This window comes from Citrobacter sp. Cm038 (assembly GCF_030333105.1).
Taxonomy (GTDB): domain Bacteria; phylum Pseudomonadota; class Gammaproteobacteria; order Enterobacterales; family Enterobacteriaceae; genus Citrobacter; species Citrobacter murliniae.
Genome location: NZ_JAOWGO010000022.1, coordinates 428,263 through 446,690, shown reverse-complemented (window position 1 = coordinate 446,690; position 18,428 = coordinate 428,263). Strand labels below are relative to the sequence as shown.

Sequence of the window (18,428 nt, the reverse complement as noted above, 5' to 3'; positions counted from 1 at the left end):
CCTTCAGGCCAGTGAGCGTGATGCCAGCCACTGACGTAATTGTTTTTTATCCACTTTACCGACCGGGGTCAGCGGCAATGACTCAACGCACTCCACACGGTCCGGTAATTTGAACTCCGCCACGCCCTGCTCGCGCAGAAAACGACGTACCTGTACCGCACGCAGCGGCTCTTTAACCACCAGCCAGGCACAGCTTTTCTCACCCATCAGCTCATCATCCATACTGACCAACGCAGCGTGGATCACCGCCGGATGACGCAGTAACAGGTTTTCAATCTCTTCCGCGGCGATCTTCTCCCCACCCCGGTTGATCTGATCTTTCTCACGCCCTTGCACGGTGATGTAACCATCCTGATCGATAGAGATCAGATCGCCGGAGCAATAAAACCCGTTAGCATCAAACGCGCTGGCATTGTGCTCGGGGCTTTTGAAATAACCACGAAAAGTGTACGGGCCACGCGTCATCAGGCGTCCTGTTTCGCCCTGTGGTAAAGGGTTACCATCAGCATCCGCTACCCAGACTTCATCATCCGGACACATTGGCCGCCCCTGGGTATTGATGATGCGTTCCGGGCTGTCGTCCAGACGGGTGTAGTTCACCAGCCCTTCTGCCATACCAAAGACCTGCTGCAACTGGCAGCCAATTTCCGCCGGGATACGTGCCGCCAGCGTTGCGGAAAGTCGCGCCCCCCCCACCTGAAGCAGCGTCAGGGAAGCCAGTTGCGCATTGCTGCCCCACTCTCCAATCGCCTGTAGCCAAAGACTCACCGCAGGCGGCACCAGCGCCGTAACGTTAACCTGATGCTTTTCGATCAGCGGGAAGCACAGCGTCGCGCTCGGATCGGCCGCCAGTACCACGGTTCCACCCGCCAGGAATACGCCCAGCGAACCTGGTGAACTCATGGCGTAGTTATGCGCCGCCGGAATAGCGCACAAATAGCGCGTTTGCTCAGTAAAATGGCAAATCTCATTACTGCGACGCACGCTGTAGTAGTAATCGTTATGAGTGCGCGGGATCAGCTTTGGTGTGCCGGTGGTACCACCGGAAAGCTGGAAATACGCCACTTCATCGGCAGGCGACGGCGTGGCGCGAAAATCAGCAGCAGGCTGGCTTATCGCATTTTGCAGGTTGTGCTCACCCTCATCATTGAGCAACAGCACCACGCGCACGGAGTTGTGCTGCGCTACAAACGTGTTCAGAAAATCGTCACCGGCGAACAGCGCGTGCTGGCGATCGGCAATCAGCAGCGCTGGCTCAATTTGTGTCGCATAAGCATTAAGCTCAGTTCTCTGATGGCTGAATAATGCAAAAACGGGCGCAACACCCAGCTTAAGCAGCGCAAAGAAAGTGATATACAACTCGGCCACATTGCCCAACTGCACCAGCGCAGTTTCTCCGGGTTTGATCCCCTGACGACGCAGACTGCAGGCGAGATTGTCAGCCGCCTGGTTAAGCTGGCGGTAACTAAGATGGCGTTCCCCATCAATGACTGCCGTGTGATCGCTGTCGGCATGGCGGGTTAAAATGTCAGTCAGTGGCAGATCCTGCCAGTAGCCTTTTTCACGGTAGCGACGGGCAAATTCTTCCGGCCAACGGGTGAAAGGAATACTCATCATCACTCCTTAGAGCCTGTCAATAAGGCGTATATTGTTGCAGCCAGTTTGCCCCTGGGCAGTGCTCACAATCTTCACGTACTACAAGTACGATCCGGTTGCTCCGCGCTGTCCGTGTCCAAACTGGCAAATAAAATAACCTGATGGACCAGGCTCTTAATGCAGTCCAAAAACATTCAACATAGTCGAAAGCTTGGCGCCAGTTTCGCGCCACTCCGCAACAGGAGATGAGGCAGGGACAATTCCGGCACCAGCGAAGAAACGCACCTGATTGCGCAGCAGTTTCGCGCAACGGATCGTGACCACCCATTCGCCATTACCTTCGGCATCACACCAACCGACGATGCCGCCAAACAGTTCACGGTCAAATGGCTCCAGTTCAGCGATCAATTTCGTGGCGACCTGATGCGGGAAGCCGCTCAGCGCAGGTGTTGGGTGCAGCAGGCATGCCAGCGTCAGCGCATTCTCCTGGGCGTTGGCTTTACCTTCAAACGGTGTACCGAGGTGCCAAAGCGTTGGTGTCGTCACCAGTTGAGGAGATGACGGGAGTTGCAGTTCACTACTGCGTTCGCGCAGAACCGTTTTCATCGCCTGCGTCACCAGTTCATGTTCATGTCGGTCTTTCTCGGAGGCCAGCAGGCGGATACCCGCTTCCCGATCCAGTACATCATCCGGCTGACGACGAGCAGAACCCGCCAGCGGCAGTGAGCTAAAATGTTCGCCTTCTTTACGTAACAGCAATTCAGGGCTGGCACCGAGCAGGACGCCACCATCTTCTAATGGCACATGGAAGTTGTAGCTCGCCGGATTTTGCGCCACCAGACGTTCCAGCAGCGCACCGCTGTCAATGACAGCATCCGTCTCGATATCGATCAGGCGTGACAGCACCACTTTGTCAACTTCCGGAGTTGCCGTCAGCGCTGCCGCCCGGGAAACCATCTGTTCAAAAAAGTCCTGTTCCGGGATCGATTTACGCTCAATGACGCTCAGTGACTGATGCGCGGTAAAGTAACGTGATGATTTTTGCTTCTCCGTGCGGGAGAAAGTCTGCCATGACTCAGGAATAAACAGTGATGACGGCTGGCGGGTGTCAAAAGGAATAGCTCCAACCATGATGGGGTTTGCGATACCGTGCGATTTAGCATCGGCAAACAGTGCGTGCATTTTCTGTTGGAAAGGGCTGTCTGGCGAATCGCCATCAATTGCCGGTTCCGCATAGCGGGCAAAGCATCCTGACGTCGTAAAGCTACGATACGGCGACATAAAGAAAAAATTGTCGGGAGCGAGAGTTGCCATAGTCTGCGTTTTTTCCTCGGCCAGTGACGTATCCATATCATCCTCCAAAAAATGATAAAGGTTTTAATAATGATTATCATTTATATTTTCGGTCGCTAACCTAAAAGCAAAGCGACAGCATGTCAACTCTTGCGGTAGCACAATGTGCGACTTAGGCTTGCATACCTGTCCCGTAACAATGAAAATGAGAAGCATTAACTACATTGATAACAGGAAGCTTATTTGTGAGACTCCCCGCTTTTTACCGCACTGCGCTCTTACTGGTTGGACTGTCTATTTCAGGAATTTCTTTAAGTCATGCCGCTGACTGGCCGCGTCAGGTTACCGACAGCCGGGGGACGCACACGCTGGAACAAAAGCCTCAACGTATTGTTTCCACCAGCGTCACTCTGACTGGCTCTCTGCTGGCCATTGATGCGCCCATCATCGCCAGCGGCGCTACCACGCCAAACAATCGCATTGGTGACGCTCAGGGATTTTTACGCCAGTGGAGTGACGTGGCAAAAGCCCGCAAGCTGAGCCGCCTGTATATTGGTGAACCGAGCGCCGAAGCCGTCGCGGCACAAATGCCCGACCTGATTCTGATCAGCGCCACCGGAGGAGATTCCGCCCTCGCGCTCTACGATCAACTTTCCACCATTGCCCCAACGCTTATCATTAACTACGACGACAAAAGCTGGCAGTCACTGCTGACGCAGTTAGGTGAAATCACCGGTCATGAGGAACAGGCAGCGGCGCGTATTGCCGAGTTTGATAAACAACTGCTGGCGGTCAAACAGCGTATTACCCTGCCGCCGCAGCCTGTTAGCGCACTGGTGTATACCGCTGCCGCGCATAGCGCCAATCTGTGGACACCAGAGTCTGCGCAGGGCAAGCTGATGGAACAATTGGGATTCACGCTGGCACCACTGCCTGCCGGACTGCACACCAGCCAGAGCCAGGGTAAACGTCACGATATCATCCAGCTTGGTGGTGAAAACCTGGCGACAGGTCTGAACGGTGAAGCGCTGTTTCTGTTTGCGGGAGACAGCAAAGACGCTGACGCCATTTACGCGAATCCCCTGCTTGCACACCTGCCTGCAGTGCAAAATAAACGCGTTTACGCGCTGGGAACCGAAACGTTCCGTCTGGATTACTACAGCGCCACACTGTTACTACAACGTCTCGCTGGACTGTTTAGTTAAGTCGAAGCAGATTGACATCATTGCCGGGTGAAGGCTTTGCCTTACCCGGCTTAGGGCACAGGTCAGATAAACCCTCAGGCGATATCGGGTTCTGGCGGTGCCTGACGGAATCGACGTAGTTCCCCCAGTAACAGCAGCAATAACAGGCCAACAATTACCAGACCAAATCCACTGACGCTCGCCGATGCTACCGGCGTCATCATCGCGCCCAGGCCGCCTAACAGCGCCGCACCAATGGCATCTCCGGTCACATTTTGCGCGGTCCACAAACCGTTAATTCTCCCGAGCATCGCTTCCGGCGTCTGCGTCTGTAACATCGTGTACTGCAACAGAGAACTGACCGCGCTCAGCCAGCCGAACAGCGCGAGGCAGATAACGCCCAGCGCCCAGACCGGCATCAACGCAAACAATCCGATGGCGAAGAAAGAGGCCACAGTAGAGGCCAGCATAATTAAACCAGGGCGAACGCTGTGCGCCAGTTGCCCACTGGTCAATGCCCCCACTGCGGCACCCAGCGGAATGGCGGCATACAGCAGACCAATCTGTGCGGCAGACATCTGCCAGCCGATGGCCAGAGCGGGGTATAGGACACGCACCGCACTGGCCATCGTCAGAAGGCCGCCAAGCAACGCAATGCCGCCGATCAGCGGGCTGGCGAGCAGAAAGCGAAACGCCGCCAGCAGCGATTTGAGCGGGTGTTCACGTGGTTGCGGTGGCGGTGGCAATGCAGGAAGACTGAGCAGCGGTAGCAAGGTAATAAAGGTTCCCGCGGCTGCCAAACCATAGTTCCACTCAACGCCGCCGGTGGCGAGTAATACCCCGCCAATCATCGGTGAAATAACCGATCCCAGACGTACCGTCAGCATGGTAATCGCCCCGGCCTGCATCAGATTTTCACGCCCAACCAGCGCTGGAGTCGCCGCCAGCAGCGCCGTCACACCCAGCGAGGCAAAAAAACCGTCCCATAAGCCCAGAATATAAATAGCCAGCAGTGAAGGCTCCGGGAGTAGCGCATTCAGGCACAGACCAATAAACCCGATACCACAGGTTCCGCGTGCCAGCAGGATCACCTTTTTGCGCTCATAACGATCGGCCAGTACACCACCAACCATCAGACCAATAAACATTGCGCTACCGGTTAACGTCACCGACAGACCGACCTGCCAGGTAGACTGGGTCATCATCTGGATCTGTACCGGAACCGCGACACCGAGTAGCCCCAGAGAGACGATGGAAATAAAACGGGCAAGGAAGACTGCGCGAAATGCAGGATGAGTCTTTAACAGGCTGAGATTCAGCAGCCAGGGTTTTCTATTCATTACAAAGCCTTAAGATACATGCTCTCATTGAGGTCGCAGCCTGAAGAATGAGGTGCATACCTGTTTTTTTAAATATCCATTCTGTGGCTGCACATGCTAACATACCCAAATAAGATCGATAACGATAATTACTATCATTATCAGGGAAGTTGATATGTCATGCTCTGTTTCCGTGACACGCGCCTTTGCCGTGCCCGGACTATTGTTATTACTTGTTCTCTCCACCGCATTAAGTCTGGTTATTGGCGCCAGGTCGATACCCGCGTCTGTGGTTCTGGATGCGCTGACCGGCACCTGTCAAAGTGCTGATTGCACCATCGTGCTGGATGCGCGACTTCCGCGCACGCTGGCAGGACTCCTTGCAGGCGGTGCGCTGGGATTGGCTGGCGCATTAATGCAGACGCTCACACGTAACCCACTTGCCGATCCAGGCATTCTCGGTGTCAATTCCGGGGCCAGCTTTGCCATTGTGCTGGGTGCATCGCTGTTCGGTTTTTCCTCCCCGCAAGAGCAGTTGCTGATGGCCTTTTCCGGAGCGCTGGCCGCGTCGCTGATTGTGGCATTTACCGGCAGTCAGGGTGGAGGACAGTTAAGCCCGGTGCGTCTGACGCTGGCAGGTGTCGCGCTGGGGGCAGTGCTGGAGGGATTATCCAGCGGTATCGCCCTGCTCAACCCGGACGTCTATGATCAGCTGCGTTTCTGGCAGGCGGGATCGCTGGATATTCGTAGCCTGCAAACGTTGAAAGTGGTGCTGGCTCCGGTGCTTATTGCCGGTGCTGTCGCGTTGTTTCTGAGCCGTTCCCTGAACAGCCTGAGCCTGGGAAGCGACACCGCTACCGCGCTGGGTAGCAAAGTCGCCCGCACCCAACTTATTGGTCTGTTGGTGATTACCGTGCTGTGCGGTAGCGCAACCGCTATTGTCGGTCCTATCGCCTTTATCGGCCTGATGATGCCACATATGGCACGCTGGCTGGTGGGAGCCGATCATCGCTGGTCGCTACCAGTGACCCTACTGGCAACCCCCTCTTTGCTGCTGATTGCCGATATCATCGGTCGTCTGATTGTCCCCGGCGAATTGCGCGTCTCCGTAGTCAGCGCGTTTATCGGCGCACCGGTACTGATCTTCCTGGTCCGGCGTAAACAACGCGGAGGTGGTGCATGATGCATTTTCCCCGCAGATTGCTTATCAGTTGTCTGCTGCTCATTGTGGGCTGCCTCGCCGTCGGATTGTGGAGCCTACGTAGCGGCGTCGTAACGCTGGAAACCCAACAGATTATTGCCGCTCTGCTGGGCGATGCGCCGCGCAGCATTACACTGGTTGTGACCGAATGGCGTTTACCGCGCGTATTGATGGCGCTGTTGATTGGTGCGGCCCTGGGCGTTAGCGGCGCGATATTCCAGTCGCTGATGCGTAACCCACTGGGCAGTCCGGACGTAATGGGCTTCAATACCGGAGCCTGGAGCGGTGTTCTGGTAGCAATGGTGTTATTTGGTCAGCATCTTACCGCTATCGCGCTGGCGGCGATGCTCGGCGGGATCCTGACCTCACTGGTGGTCTGGGCGCTGGCATGGCGTAATGGTATCGACACTTTCCGACTTATCATTATCGGTATCGGCATTCGTGCCATGCTGGTGGCGTTTAATACCTGGCTGCTGCTGAAGGCGTCTTTAGAAACCGCGTTGACGGCTGGATTGTGGAACGCCGGATCGCTCAACGGTCTGACCTGGGCTAAAACCTGGCCTTCTGCACCGCTGATTATCGTGATGTTGGTATGTGCCGCACTGCTGGTGCGCCGTCTGCGCTTGTTAGAAATGGGCGATGACAGCGCCTGCGCGCTGGGAGTCAGCGTAGAACGCTCGCGTCTGATGATGATGCTGGTTGCGGTTGTTCTGACCGCTGCAGCCACTGCGCTGGCTGGCCCAATTTCTTTTATTGCACTTGTCGCACCGCATATTGCCCGCCGGCTTAGCGGCACGGCACGTTGGGGATTAACCCAGTCAGCACTGTGCGGAGCGTTGCTACTGCTGATGGCCGATTTATGCGCCCAACAGCTATTTATGCCTTATCAGCTTCCGGTTGGCGTTGTCACCGTAAGCCTCGGCGGTATTTATCTTATCGTCTTGTTAATTCAGGAGTCCCGCAAAAAATGACCGAATCAGTAGCCCGTTTGCGTGGCGACCAGTTAACGCTGGGTTATGGCAAATTTACCGTGGCAGAAAACCTTAATGTATCAATTCCCGACGGCCACTTTACCGCAATAATTGGCCCTAACGGCTGCGGTAAGTCGACGCTGTTACGCACGTTAAGCCGCCTGATGACGCCTGAACACGGCAAGGTCTGGCTGGACGGGGAGCATATTCAGCACTACGCCAGTAAAGAGGTCGCGCGCAGAATTGGTCTGTTAGCACAAAACGCCACCACGCCTGGCGATATTACCGTACAGGAGCTGGTTGCCCGCGGTCGCTACCCGCATCAGCCGTTATTTACCCGTTGGCGCCAAGAAGATGAAAACGCAGTGGCAAATGCTATGCAAGCCACGGGCATCACCCACCTGGCGGCACAAAGCGTGGATACCCTTTCCGGTGGACAGCGTCAGCGCGCATGGATAGCGATGGTGCTGGCACAGGAAACATCCATTATGTTGCTTGATGAGCCAACCACCTGGCTGGATATCAGCCATCAGATCGATCTGCTGGAACTGCTGAGCGAGCTAAATCGTGAGAAAGGATATACGCTGGCCGCTGTTCTGCACGACCTTAATCAGGCCTGTCGCTATGCCACGCACCTGATTGCACTTCGTGATGGAAAAATCATTGCCGAGGGTGCGCCAAAAGAGATTGTCACGGCGGAACTCATCGAAAAAATCTATGGATTGCGTTGTATGATTATTGATGATCCCGTTGCAGGAACACCGTTAGTAGTGCCGCTTGGGCGCAAGAAATAACGGGATGTAGTGTATGGCGACATTTCTGCCGCCATACAAAATCACTCACACCAACGACTGCCCCAGGAATTCTGCATTGTGTTTACGATGCATCATGGCATGGCTCAGCAACACCCCACCGCACGCTATCATTCCACCAAGCAAAGCTGCCAGAATAATGATCATCGATTTAGCCGGTCCATCTTTTTTCACCGGTAGTGAAGGTGAACGTTGATATTTAAACGGCGTAAAATTGACGTCATTCACATTCGTCGATAACAGCTGTTCAACGTGATATTGGCGATTACGTAATTCACCGTTAATTTCCGCAACATCTGTTACCGATTTTTCTATTTCTAATTTACGCGTAATGCCATCAGCACCCAATGAAATAGAGAAATCAGGGTCATCCTTCACCGCCTGGCCATTGCTGTAAACGGGTTTTTTAATTCCCGCAGCATTAGCAATCTCCAGCGAGTAGTTTAGTCGCTGAATATTCGCTTCCAGTTGATTCTTGAGCCTTACCCGATCCATTTCGAGTCTTTCTTTCTCAAAGCTGGTTTTAATGGCCAGTTTGTTGCGAATATCCTCAAGCGTTTCTTTCTCAGTAAGATCGGAAATGTACTGGATATAGCCGGTCAGTACCGCCTGTGCTTCTTCTGCTAATGGTGCAGTAAAACTCAACGTCCATGCGGTATAGAGCGCGGTTTCATTTTTTTTACTCAAATTGCTGTCAACCGCTGTCATTTTTTCACTGAGCCTTACGATCGCCCGATGAAGATCCATTTCGTCGAAATCGGCACCCTTCAATTGTTCTAATACATAGGGTGAAGAGCGCAGATATTCTTCCAAAAGTAATGGAGACTGGAATTTTTTGATAAACAGGTTAAACACATCCCCACGGCTGACGCTAATGTCCATGTCGAGCACACGTAATTTGGTTAACGTATTCTCAAGTTCCTGCCACTGAACAGGTTCTGCTGGCGTTACAACCGCCTCGCTGGTCCATTTTTGAGGAAGCAGAAAAGACACCAGAAGGCCTATGCAGGCAAATGCGAAAACGGTAGCGATGATTTTCGTCCTGGCTCGCCATAAAATCTCGATCAGGCCCACTAAATCAATTTCATTTCCATTTACTGTGGTTTGAGGATAAGCAGTGAATTCCGAATCTCTATCTTGCTTTATATTGAGTGATGACATTCTGTATAACCTGAAATCTTTGCCAAAAGAAAAATACTTCCTTAGCCGGAGTCTAACAGCTACTCAGAATTATCTGAAACAATCTTTACACGTAAATGCCTACCAAATGTTGTATTAGAAATTAATATCCTTTCCATTTACGTTTGAGACAAACAAAAAAACACACAAATTAATAACATATTTTTTACATTATGAGTTTATTCAAATATCTCCCCCCAAAATTATTCGAGTTGCTTGAAGCCAGCAACTTATCGAACCCCAGTCACTTACCTGATAAGTGACTGGGGTAACCAACACCCAAACAACTTGAAGTATGACGGGTATCTATCGCAATGCTGATTTGTTTACCGCTTATTGATCAACGCATTTATAACGGGACCTATCCTTTCAAATGCTGTCGGGGAAATAATATCGACATGCGCACAATCCTGGCTATATACCGCTAACTCCCCAACCCACGGAGCCCAGGCTGTTTGCGGATCGGCCTGGCGCGTTTTCTCGGCGACAAATAACGTTGCTCTGCCATCAAATTTTGCGCTGTGTGCCGTAGTTAACAAACGAACCGCATCGGCGTAATTACCTTCGATAGCGCTGAATAATGCCTCCGAAGCATTCCCTTGTTGTGCAGCAAGAAAGGCCTCACGCTCACGATCGATTTCCGCCAGCACGGCAGGATCCAATCCATTAGCCTCTTTTTCCTGCCAGTTTTGCGTCTCCGGTGGCCAGGTATCCAGCAGACCAAGGAACGCGACGGTTTCCCCCCGGGCTCGCAAACGCGCCGCAATACCCTGCGCCAGCGTGCCACCCAACGAGTAGCCCAACAAATAGTAGGGACCATGAGGCTGTTGGCGCAGTAGCGTTGCCAGATGATGTTCACAGACCTCGTCGAGGTTTTCCGCCGTCTGCATTGGCCCATTCGGTCGCGGCGACTGGATGCCAATAATTGACCACTGCGACGTGAGATAACGCGACAGCACGCTAAATTGCCAGGCAAAGCCCGATGCCGGATGGAAGCAAAACAGCGTCGGACCATGACTCTCGCGCAACGGTAGCAACGCTTCAAACCCCAGGCGCTGCGACTGTTCGTCATCAGCGCCGTCCAGCAATGCGCTCAGTTGTCCGACTGTGGAGGCAACCATAATCTGCCCCGGCGTAACCTGACGCGCAAAGAGCTGGCTCAGTTGCGCTGCCAGCTTCATTGCCAGCAACGAATGGCCACCAAGCGCAAAGAAGTCAGCGTCAACATCATTGACCTCACAGGCCAGCAACGCTGAGAAGGCTTGGGCAATCATTGATTCCGTGCCAGGCTGCGGCGCGCGTCCTGGCGTACGAGCCGCTAACTGCGGCATTGGCAGCGCTTTACGATCCAGCTTACCGTTAGCGCTAAGCGGCAATTCAGCCAGTTGTAACAGGACCGTCGGCACCATATGCGCAGGCAGTTTCTCGCGCAGACGCTCCTGCAAGGCAGGAATATCTAATGGTAAACCCGATTGAGACACCAGATATCCCACCAATTGTCGCGCATCGCCACCTGTCGCCGCTGCCTGGTTGAACACGCAGGCATGGGCAACAGCATGTTCAACATCGGGTAGCATCTGCATCACCCGGTCAATCTCGCCCAGCTCAATGCGCTGCCCGCGAATTTTTAGCTGGTCATCACTACGCCCAAGATACTCAACCGCTCCAGACTCAAGCCAGCGCGCCACGTCACCGGTACGATACATACGTTCACCCGGCGCAAACGGATCGGCGATAAAACGGCTCGCCGTCAGATCTGGTCGCCCCAGATACCCTTGCGCCAGTTGGATCCCCGTCAGATACAGATCCCCCGCTACGCCGACAGGCACCGGGCGCATCATGGCGTCGAGGATCCGCAAGCCGGTGTTCCAGACCGGATAGCCAATCGGCACGCTGTTGCCAGTCACTGCGGCGAGTTCTTCACCCCAGGCCGGATACCAGCTCACATCGACTGCTGCTTCAGTTGGACCGTACAAATTGTGCAGCGGAGCATGCGTCAGTTGTTCCCACTCGCGGCATAACTCTGCCGGCAGGGCTTCACCGCTGCAGAATACCTGTTTCAGCGTGGCGCAGCTCTCCCGCGCCGTTTCCGGCGTCAGCGAAGCGACAAAAGCCGCCAGCATTGACGGCACAAAGTGCGTTGTCGTTATGCCATATTGCGCAAAGAAATGTTGCATCGCTATCGGGTCACGGTGAGCCTCAGGCTCAGCCATCACCAGTTTTGCACCGGCAATAAATGGCCAGAAAAACTCCCATACCGAAACATCAAAACTGCATGGCGTTTTTTGCGCCACCACATCGTCTGCCGTCAGCGGATAGTGATTTTGCATCCATAGCAGGCGGTTAACGATAGCGGTCTGCCCTACCATCACGCCTTTTGGTCTGCCCGTCGATCCGGAGGTGAAAATGATATAGGCCGTATGGTCTGGTTGTGATAACGCCAATGGCGTGCAATCGCGTGCTGGCAGAGGCGCGTTGTAGCACAGGCTTTCCAGCCCAGGAATATCGCTAAAGCGCGCCAGCTGTTCATCGGTAGTAATTAACAGCGTGGGTTTAGCGTCTTCCAGCATCATCCGCAGACGATCGTCCGGGTATCCGGTATCAAGCGGTAGCCAGGCGGCTCCTGCTTCGACAATACCGTGCAGCGCCAGCGTAAGGAAAACGGAACGTGGTAAGGCCACCGCCACGCTGTCTCCCGGCCGCACGCCGTGTTCGCGCAGAAGTTTTGCCAGCGCAACCACCTGCTGGCGCATTTCGCGATAGCTGAACTGATAGCGGGCATCGGCCAGCGCCGGGGCATCCGGTGTTTTATCGCTTTGTGTCGCAATCAGCGCACTTAGCGTAGTGGACGGGATCTCAACTTCAGTATCGTTAATCTTCGCCAGCTGTGCGTGTTCTGTCGGCAGCAGCATCTCTGCCTCGCCGCAGCACAGCGCCGGATTTTCAGCAAACTGGTCGATAAGACCTGCTAAACGCGAGGCATGCTGTGTCAGCGTGGCTTCATCGTAACGCTGTTTATTTGCCAGGATTTCAATGCTCAGGCCACCATTTTCATCCGGAAATAGCGCCAGTTCGAGATCGTTAACCGGCCCCGTCGCCAGCGTATGGGTTTGCGCCTGTACACCGGGAATGTCTAACTGATAGTCGAAAATTTTCACGTTCAGTACAGGACCAAACAACGGCTCCTCACCGGCGGCTCGCCCGCTGTCACGCACAATTTGCTCCGCATCGTAGCGCTGATGTCGGCGCATTTTCTTTAGCTGCCCGGCAAGGCGTTTCGCCAGTTCAGGCAGGCTTTCCGCCGCATCAAGACTGACGCCGAATGGCAGAACATTCAGTACCGGACCGGTTGCCGTTAACGCTGCTGACCCCATGCGTCGCATGAAGATAAACCCGGCGGCATAATCCATCCGGCTGCATAAACGTCCCAGCCATAATGCAACCAGAGCCAGTGCTAAATCCGCGCGCTGAACGTCGGGCATACGAGCGGCAAGCTGACGGAATGAGCCGTCATGTGCTGACAATTTCATGCGAATAATATCCGCAGTGGTCGCCCGTCCCGGCAGCGGTTTACTTGACAGCGATGCCGGCGGCGGTAACTGCCGTCTCTGCTCGTTCCAGAAAGCGCCATCGCGTAGATACGCGTCACTGTCGCGATATTGTTGATACTCTTCCACCACTTCGACAAATGGCGTAAAAGGCGAGTCAGGCGTCTTTTCGCCACGCTGCCATGCGCTGTAGATTGCGACTATATGGCGGGTAATTGCCGGGAAACTGAAGCCATCGACCAGCAAGTGATGGTAACGCTGATACCAATACCAGCGGTTATCTTCCACCTGAATGAGCTGATGAAAGACCAGCGATTTCCCACTATCGACGCGTAAGTCCTGCTGCAGATCGGCCTGCATTAACGCGCATGCAGCCTCATGCGGAGCGGATTTTCCGCGCAGATCGATAATCTCAGGTTCGGCAAAAGTCAGAGCAGGATCAACCCATTGCCAAACATCACCGTTATCTTCAGTAAAGCGCATGCGTAGAGTATCGGCATGCTGCTGTCCCGCAACTACGGCCTTCGCCAGCAACGGCGCATTCAGTTCCCCGGTTAATTCTGCGTAGTGCGCTACGCTCCATGCCGAGGGTAATGTGGAGAGTTTTTCTGCCATCCAGATACCCGGCTGAGCCGCAACTAACGGTAAACGCTGAGTCATTCTGCCTCCTGTCGATCGGCATAATTTGCAGGCGTCAGCGTGGTCCAGTGCGCCTCCAGCCATTGTTGACATACTTCCTGAGATTGCGGTTCGCATATAACCTGCCAGCCAACAGGAAGTGAGCACTGCTGCGGCCAAAGGCTAAACTGACGTTGTGGGTTTTGCAGAATGTAAAACTGCCCCTGCGGGTTATCGAAGGGATTACTGAATTCCATACTCAACTCCTGTCGTGGAACATCGTCCGGTTAAATCGTGTCGATAAGCGGTTGCCAGAGCGTCATCAGCCCCTGCATCAATCCGCCGCGCCAGCAAAGCGCATCGTGTCCACCATCAACCTGACGCCAGAAAAAAGACCGTGAATCGGGAGGGAACTGGGCGTAAAGCCTCTGATTCGCGCGAAAAATAATCGGTTCGCGAGTACCGGCTTCCAGAACAATACGCAGGCCCCGAGCGCTTAACACTCCCGCCTTTAGTTGTTCAATAATCACCCCATCCTGATGACTATCACGATGAGGCCACCAGTAGGAGCCGGACTGGCTGAGCACGCAGCCAAAACGTTCGGGCCAGGTCAATCCAGCGTACATCGATGACAATCCGCCAAAACTTTGCCCGGCCACCACGGTGCGCTGCGGGTCATCGCTGAACGCGGTAGTCGCCTTCACCAGTGGCAGCAACTCCTGCTGTACTGCCAACCAAAAATCCGCATTACACGGCAACTCATGGCTGCGATGAGACGTGTCGATGGCATCGATCAGGAGATAAACGGCAGCTGGAAGCTGATTGCGGTGAGTAAGTGAAGTCAGTGCTGGCCAGACGGGCATACTTTGCGCCCAAAACTGGCCATCCAGCAGAATAGCGAGCGGGCGATCCTCAGGGCTGGCCTCGCCAGTGGTAAATACCCACACGCGTCGCGTATTACCCAGCCGTGCGCTACGCCATTGCAGGCATATCGCGGGTGTGTCAGGGGTTTCAGGATAATCCCAGCCTGGCTGGACGGGCGCATCAGGCATTTCCAGCGCCGAAACCGCATGACCACGCCCGCCTTGCCAGCTTTGGGGATTGAGGGGATCGGCAATCGCCTGCGGCAACAGTTGGCGCCAACCTTCCCGAAGAGTCGCTCTGTCTGGCGTATCACCAACAGATAACGCGGCAAAAATATCGTTTCGTTCAGAGGGGATAAAGCAGTAGCTACCGCGCCAGTGAGCGCTCATAGTGGTGCTCCAGCACCAAACATTTGTACCATCAATGCGTTGCATCGACTGGGGAATGGCATTTTGATGGTGATCGGTCACACCGGTAATGTAAACCCACACATGACGAATTGCCGACGTTTTCTCCGTTCCCTGCGGATCACGCCACCAAAAGGTCACACGGTAATCACCGCTATCCTCGCGCACCCACTCAGGGCCTTGTTTTGACTGCCACCACGCTTCGCTTCCCATCATTAACGTCGTCACCGTCATAACCCCATGTTTATTGTGCAATTTTTTATTTAGGCGTGAAATATATTGATAATATTATTGATAACTATTTGCATTTGCAATAGCGTATTACCGCGCTGTGGGAAGCGCGCGCATTATTTCACCACTTATAAACCGACCTGGCGCTGCGAACTTTTCTGGAATGGATAGTTTTCGCAGATGCGGGCGACATCAGGCCTGGTGCTTCAAAACGGCACATTGGTACTCGTGGCTAAAAGAAAGCAGGACATACAATGAACAACAAGATTCATTCACTGGCCTTATTGGTCAATTTAGGTATTTACGGGGTAGCACTGCCAGCAATGGCAGAAGATAACACCGACAGCGCCGCCGTCTCTCATGAAGACACCATCGTCGTCACTGCCGCCCAACAGAACCTGCAGGCGCCAGGCGTTTCAACCATCACTGCTGATGAAATCCGTAAGAATCCTCCCGCTCGCGATGTCTCGGAAATCATCCGTACCATGCCTGGTGTTAACCTGACCGGTAACTCAACCAGCGGTCAGCGAGGTAACAACCGTCAGATCGATATTCGCGGTATGGGACCAGAAAACACCCTGATCCTGATCGACGGTAAGCCGGTCACCAGCCGTAACTCCGTACGTCAGGGCTGGCGCGGCGAGCGCGATACCCGTGGTGATACCTCCTGGGTACCCCCGGAAATGATTGAGCGCATTGAAGTACTGCGTGGCCCTGCTGCTGCACGCTACGGCAACGGTGCGGCGGGCGGCGTGGTGAATATCATCACCAAAAAAGGCAGCAACGAATGGCACGGTTCCTGGGATACCTATTTCAACGCCCCGGAACACAAAGACGAAGGCTCGACCAAACGTACCACCTTTAGCCTTAATGGCCCGATGGGTGGGGATTTCAGCTTCCGCCTGTACGGTAATCTCGATAAAACCCAGGCCGACGCATGGGATATCAACCAGGGACATCAGTCAGAGCGTACCGGCACCTATGCCAACACGTTACCTGCCGGTCGCGAAGGTGTGATCAACAAAGACATCAACGGCGTTGTACGCTGGGATTTCGCTCCACTCCAGTCACTGGAACTTGAAGCCGGTTATAGCCGCCAGGGCAACCTGTACGCTGGCGACACCCAAAACACCAACACCAACCAACTGGTGAAAGATAACTACGGTAAAGAGACCAATCGTCTGTACCGTCAAAACTACTCCCTGACCTGGAACGGCGGCTGGGATAACGGCGTTACCACCAGCAACTGGGTGCAGTATGAACATACGCGTAACTCCCGTACGCCGGAAGGTTTAGCCGGGGGTACAGAAGGGATCTTTGACCCGAACGCATCGCAAAAATATGTTGATGCCGATCTGAACGATGTCATGCTGCACAGTGAAATCAGTATTCCGCTGGATCTGCTGGTTAACCAAAATCTGACGCTCGGTACCGAATGGAACCAACAGCGTATGAAAGACATGCTGTCCAACTCGCAAACCTTTATGGGCGGCAACATCCCTGGCTTCAACAGCACCGATCGTAGCCCGTATTCCAAAGCGGAAATTTTCTCCCTGTTTGCTGAAAACAATATGGAGCTGACCGACAGCACCATGCTGACACCGGGCCTGCGTTTCGACCATCACAGCATTGTGGGCGATAACTGGAGTCCTTCTCTGAACCTGTCACAAGGTCTGGGTGATGACTTTACCCTGAAAATGGGGATCGCTCGCGCCTACAAAGCACCAAGCCTGTACCAGCTCAACCCGAACTATATTCTGTACAGTAAAGGTCAGGGTTGCTATGCCACCGGAGCCGCCAGCGGCATTGGTTGCTATATGATGGGCAACGATGATCTAAAAGCAGAAACCAGTATCAACAAAGAGATTGGCCTGGAGTTCAAGCGCGATGGCTGGCTGGCCGGCGTAACCTGGTTCCGCAACGATTACCGTAACAAGATCGAAGCCGGTACCACGCCATTTGACAGAACGTCCATCACCAATAAAGGCAAGACAACTTACACCGATATCTATCAGTGGGAGAACGTGCCTAAAGCTGTGGTCGAAGGTCTGGAAGGGACGTTGAACGTACCAGTGAGCGAAACCGTTAACTGGACGAACAACATCACTTACATGCTGCAAAGCAAGAATAAAGAGACCGGCGAGCGCCTGTCGATTATTCCAGAATATACGCTGAACTCTACCTTAAGCTGGCAGGCTCGCGAAGATTTGTCATTGCAGTCTACCTTCACCTGGTATGGCAAACAGCAGCCGAAAAAATACGATTACCAGGGTAAACCGGTTACCGGCAGCTCCGCAAATGAGGTGAGTCCGTACAGCATTGTCGGCCTGAGCGCGACCTGGGATGTGATGAAAAATGTCAGCCTGACCGGCGGCGTGGATAACGTCTTCGACAAACGTTTGTGGCGTGCAGGTAATGCCCAAACCACTGGCAGCACGACCGACGTTTCTTATATGGCTGGCGCAGGTGCGTACACCTATAACGAACCGGGTCGTACGTGGTACATGAGCGTTAACACGCGCTTCTGATAATATTTTTCCCTCTCCTCCTGGTGAGGAGAGGGAATTTGTCAAAGACAATGCGCACAACACACGCACCACTTCCCTTTGCAGACCACACGCTGCATCTTGTCGAATTTGAGCCCGACAGCTTTCACGAGCACGATTTACTCTGGCTCCCCCATCACGCACAGCTAATCTCTGCCGGACGGAAGCGAAAATCAGAACACCTGGCGGGGCGTATTGCCGCAGTCCATGCCCTGCGTGAATATGGCATCAAAAACATCCCCGGCATCGGCGACCGTCGCCAGCCCCTGTGGCCAGAAAGTTTGTTTGGCAGTATCAGTCATTGCGAACACACGGCGCTTGCCGTCGTATCTTCATATCCGGTTGGCGTGGATATGGAACGCATTTTTACGCCACAAACCGCAGCGGAGCTGGCAAGCAGCATAGTGACTGATGAAGAAAAAGCATGGATGGTAGAGAGTGGACTGCCCTTTGAACAGGCGCTCACACTGGCTTTTTCCGCCAAAGAGAGCGCCTTCAAAGCGACCCCAGCTTTACAACAGGTAAACGCCGGGTTTTTGCAATATCAAATTGTCAGCGTTCAGAAACAGCAGTTGCTCCTGCTGACACCCGCCCGGACATACCGTGTGCAGTGGCTGTTTTCAGACAGCCACGTTATCTCCCTGGCGACAGATTAGTAT

General features: G+C 53.9%; 13 protein-coding genes. 6 read left to right on the top strand and 7 right to left on the bottom strand.

Annotated elements, in window-relative coordinates; genetic code table 11:
• Positions 1-3: 3 nt before the first annotated feature.
• Positions 4-1,614: a (2,3-dihydroxybenzoyl)adenylate synthase EntE gene (gene entE, locus OGY01_RS13400; RefSeq protein WP_286493394.1), complete on the bottom strand. Its 1,611-nt coding sequence runs from the start codon at positions 1,612-1,614 to the stop codon at positions 4-6.
• A gap of 156 nt (positions 1,615-1,770) precedes the next feature.
• The gene (entC, locus tag OGY01_RS13395; protein WP_045440978.1) at positions 1,771-2,946 is read right to left on the bottom strand and encodes an isochorismate synthase EntC; all 1,176 of its coding nucleotides are present in this window, start codon (positions 2,944-2,946) and stop codon (positions 1,771-1,773) included.
• A 188-nt stretch (positions 2,947-3,134) separates the two neighbouring features.
• On the opposite strand from entC, the gene fepB reads away from it, so the two are divergent.
• Positions 3,135-4,094, top strand: coding sequence for a Fe2+-enterobactin ABC transporter substrate-binding protein (gene fepB, locus OGY01_RS13390; protein ID WP_286493219.1), 960 nt, complete (start codon positions 3,135-3,137; stop codon positions 4,092-4,094).
• A gap of 74 nt (positions 4,095-4,168) precedes the next feature.
• Here fepB and entS read toward each other — a convergent pair whose 3' ends face one another.
• The gene (gene entS / locus OGY01_RS13385) at positions 4,169-5,413 is read right to left on the bottom strand and encodes an enterobactin transporter EntS (protein ID WP_045440974.1); all 1,245 of its coding nucleotides are present in this window, start codon (positions 5,411-5,413) and stop codon (positions 4,169-4,171) included.
• A 154-nt stretch (positions 5,414-5,567) separates the two neighbouring features.
• Here entS and fepD point away from each other — a divergent pair, with 154 nt between their 5' ends.
• Genes fepD through fepC form a run of 3 tightly spaced genes read left to right on the top strand, consistent with a single transcriptional unit; the run spans position 5,568 to position 8,358 of the window.
• Positions 5,568-6,575, top strand: coding sequence for a Fe(3+)-siderophore ABC transporter permease (gene fepD / locus OGY01_RS13380; RefSeq protein WP_045440972.1), 1,008 nt, complete (start codon positions 5,568-5,570; stop codon positions 6,573-6,575).
• Positions 6,572-7,564: an iron-enterobactin ABC transporter permease gene (gene fepG / locus OGY01_RS13375; protein WP_045440970.1), complete on the top strand. Its 993-nt coding sequence runs from the start codon at positions 6,572-6,574 to the stop codon at positions 7,562-7,564. The genes fepD and fepG overlap by 4 nt, the downstream gene beginning before the upstream one ends.
• On the top strand, positions 7,561-8,358 hold the full coding sequence (fepC, locus tag OGY01_RS13370) for an iron-enterobactin ABC transporter ATP-binding protein (RefSeq protein WP_045440968.1): 798 nt from the start codon (positions 7,561-7,563) through the stop codon (positions 8,356-8,358). The genes fepG and fepC overlap by 4 nt, the downstream gene beginning before the upstream one ends.
• Before the next feature lie 45 nt (positions 8,359-8,403).
• Here fepC and wzz(fepE) read toward each other — a convergent pair whose 3' ends face one another.
• From wzz(fepE) to fes, 4 genes are all read right to left on the bottom strand, one after another.
• On the bottom strand, positions 8,404-9,537 hold the full coding sequence (gene wzz(fepE) / locus OGY01_RS13365) for an LPS O-antigen length regulator Wzz(fepE) (protein ID WP_045440950.1): 1,134 nt from the start codon (positions 9,535-9,537) through the stop codon (positions 8,404-8,406).
• A 344-nt stretch (positions 9,538-9,881) separates the two neighbouring features.
• On the bottom strand, positions 9,882-13,763 hold the full coding sequence (gene entF / locus OGY01_RS13360) for an enterobactin non-ribosomal peptide synthetase EntF (protein ID WP_286493218.1): 3,882 nt from the start codon (positions 13,761-13,763) through the stop codon (positions 9,882-9,884).
• Complete coding sequence (locus OGY01_RS13355; protein ID WP_045440946.1) at positions 13,760-13,978, bottom strand: MbtH family protein; 219 nt, start codon at positions 13,976-13,978, stop codon at positions 13,760-13,762. The genes entF and OGY01_RS13355 overlap by 4 nt, the downstream gene beginning before the upstream one ends.
• Before the next feature lie 30 nt (positions 13,979-14,008).
• Positions 14,009-15,226, bottom strand: a complete 1,218-nt coding sequence (gene fes, locus OGY01_RS13350; protein WP_286493217.1) for an enterochelin esterase — start codon at positions 15,224-15,226, stop codon at positions 14,009-14,011.
• A gap of 251 nt (positions 15,227-15,477) precedes the next feature.
• On the opposite strand from fes, the gene OGY01_RS13345 reads away from it, so the two are divergent.
• Positions 15,478-17,751, top strand: a complete 2,274-nt coding sequence (locus OGY01_RS13345) for a TonB-dependent siderophore receptor (RefSeq protein WP_045440945.1) — start codon at positions 15,478-15,480, stop codon at positions 17,749-17,751.
• A 50-nt stretch (positions 17,752-17,801) separates the two neighbouring features.
• On the top strand, positions 17,802-18,425 hold the full coding sequence (entD, locus tag OGY01_RS13340) for an enterobactin synthase subunit EntD (RefSeq protein ID WP_286493392.1): 624 nt from the start codon (positions 17,802-17,804) through the stop codon (positions 18,423-18,425).
• Positions 18,426-18,428: the final 3 nt, after the last annotated feature.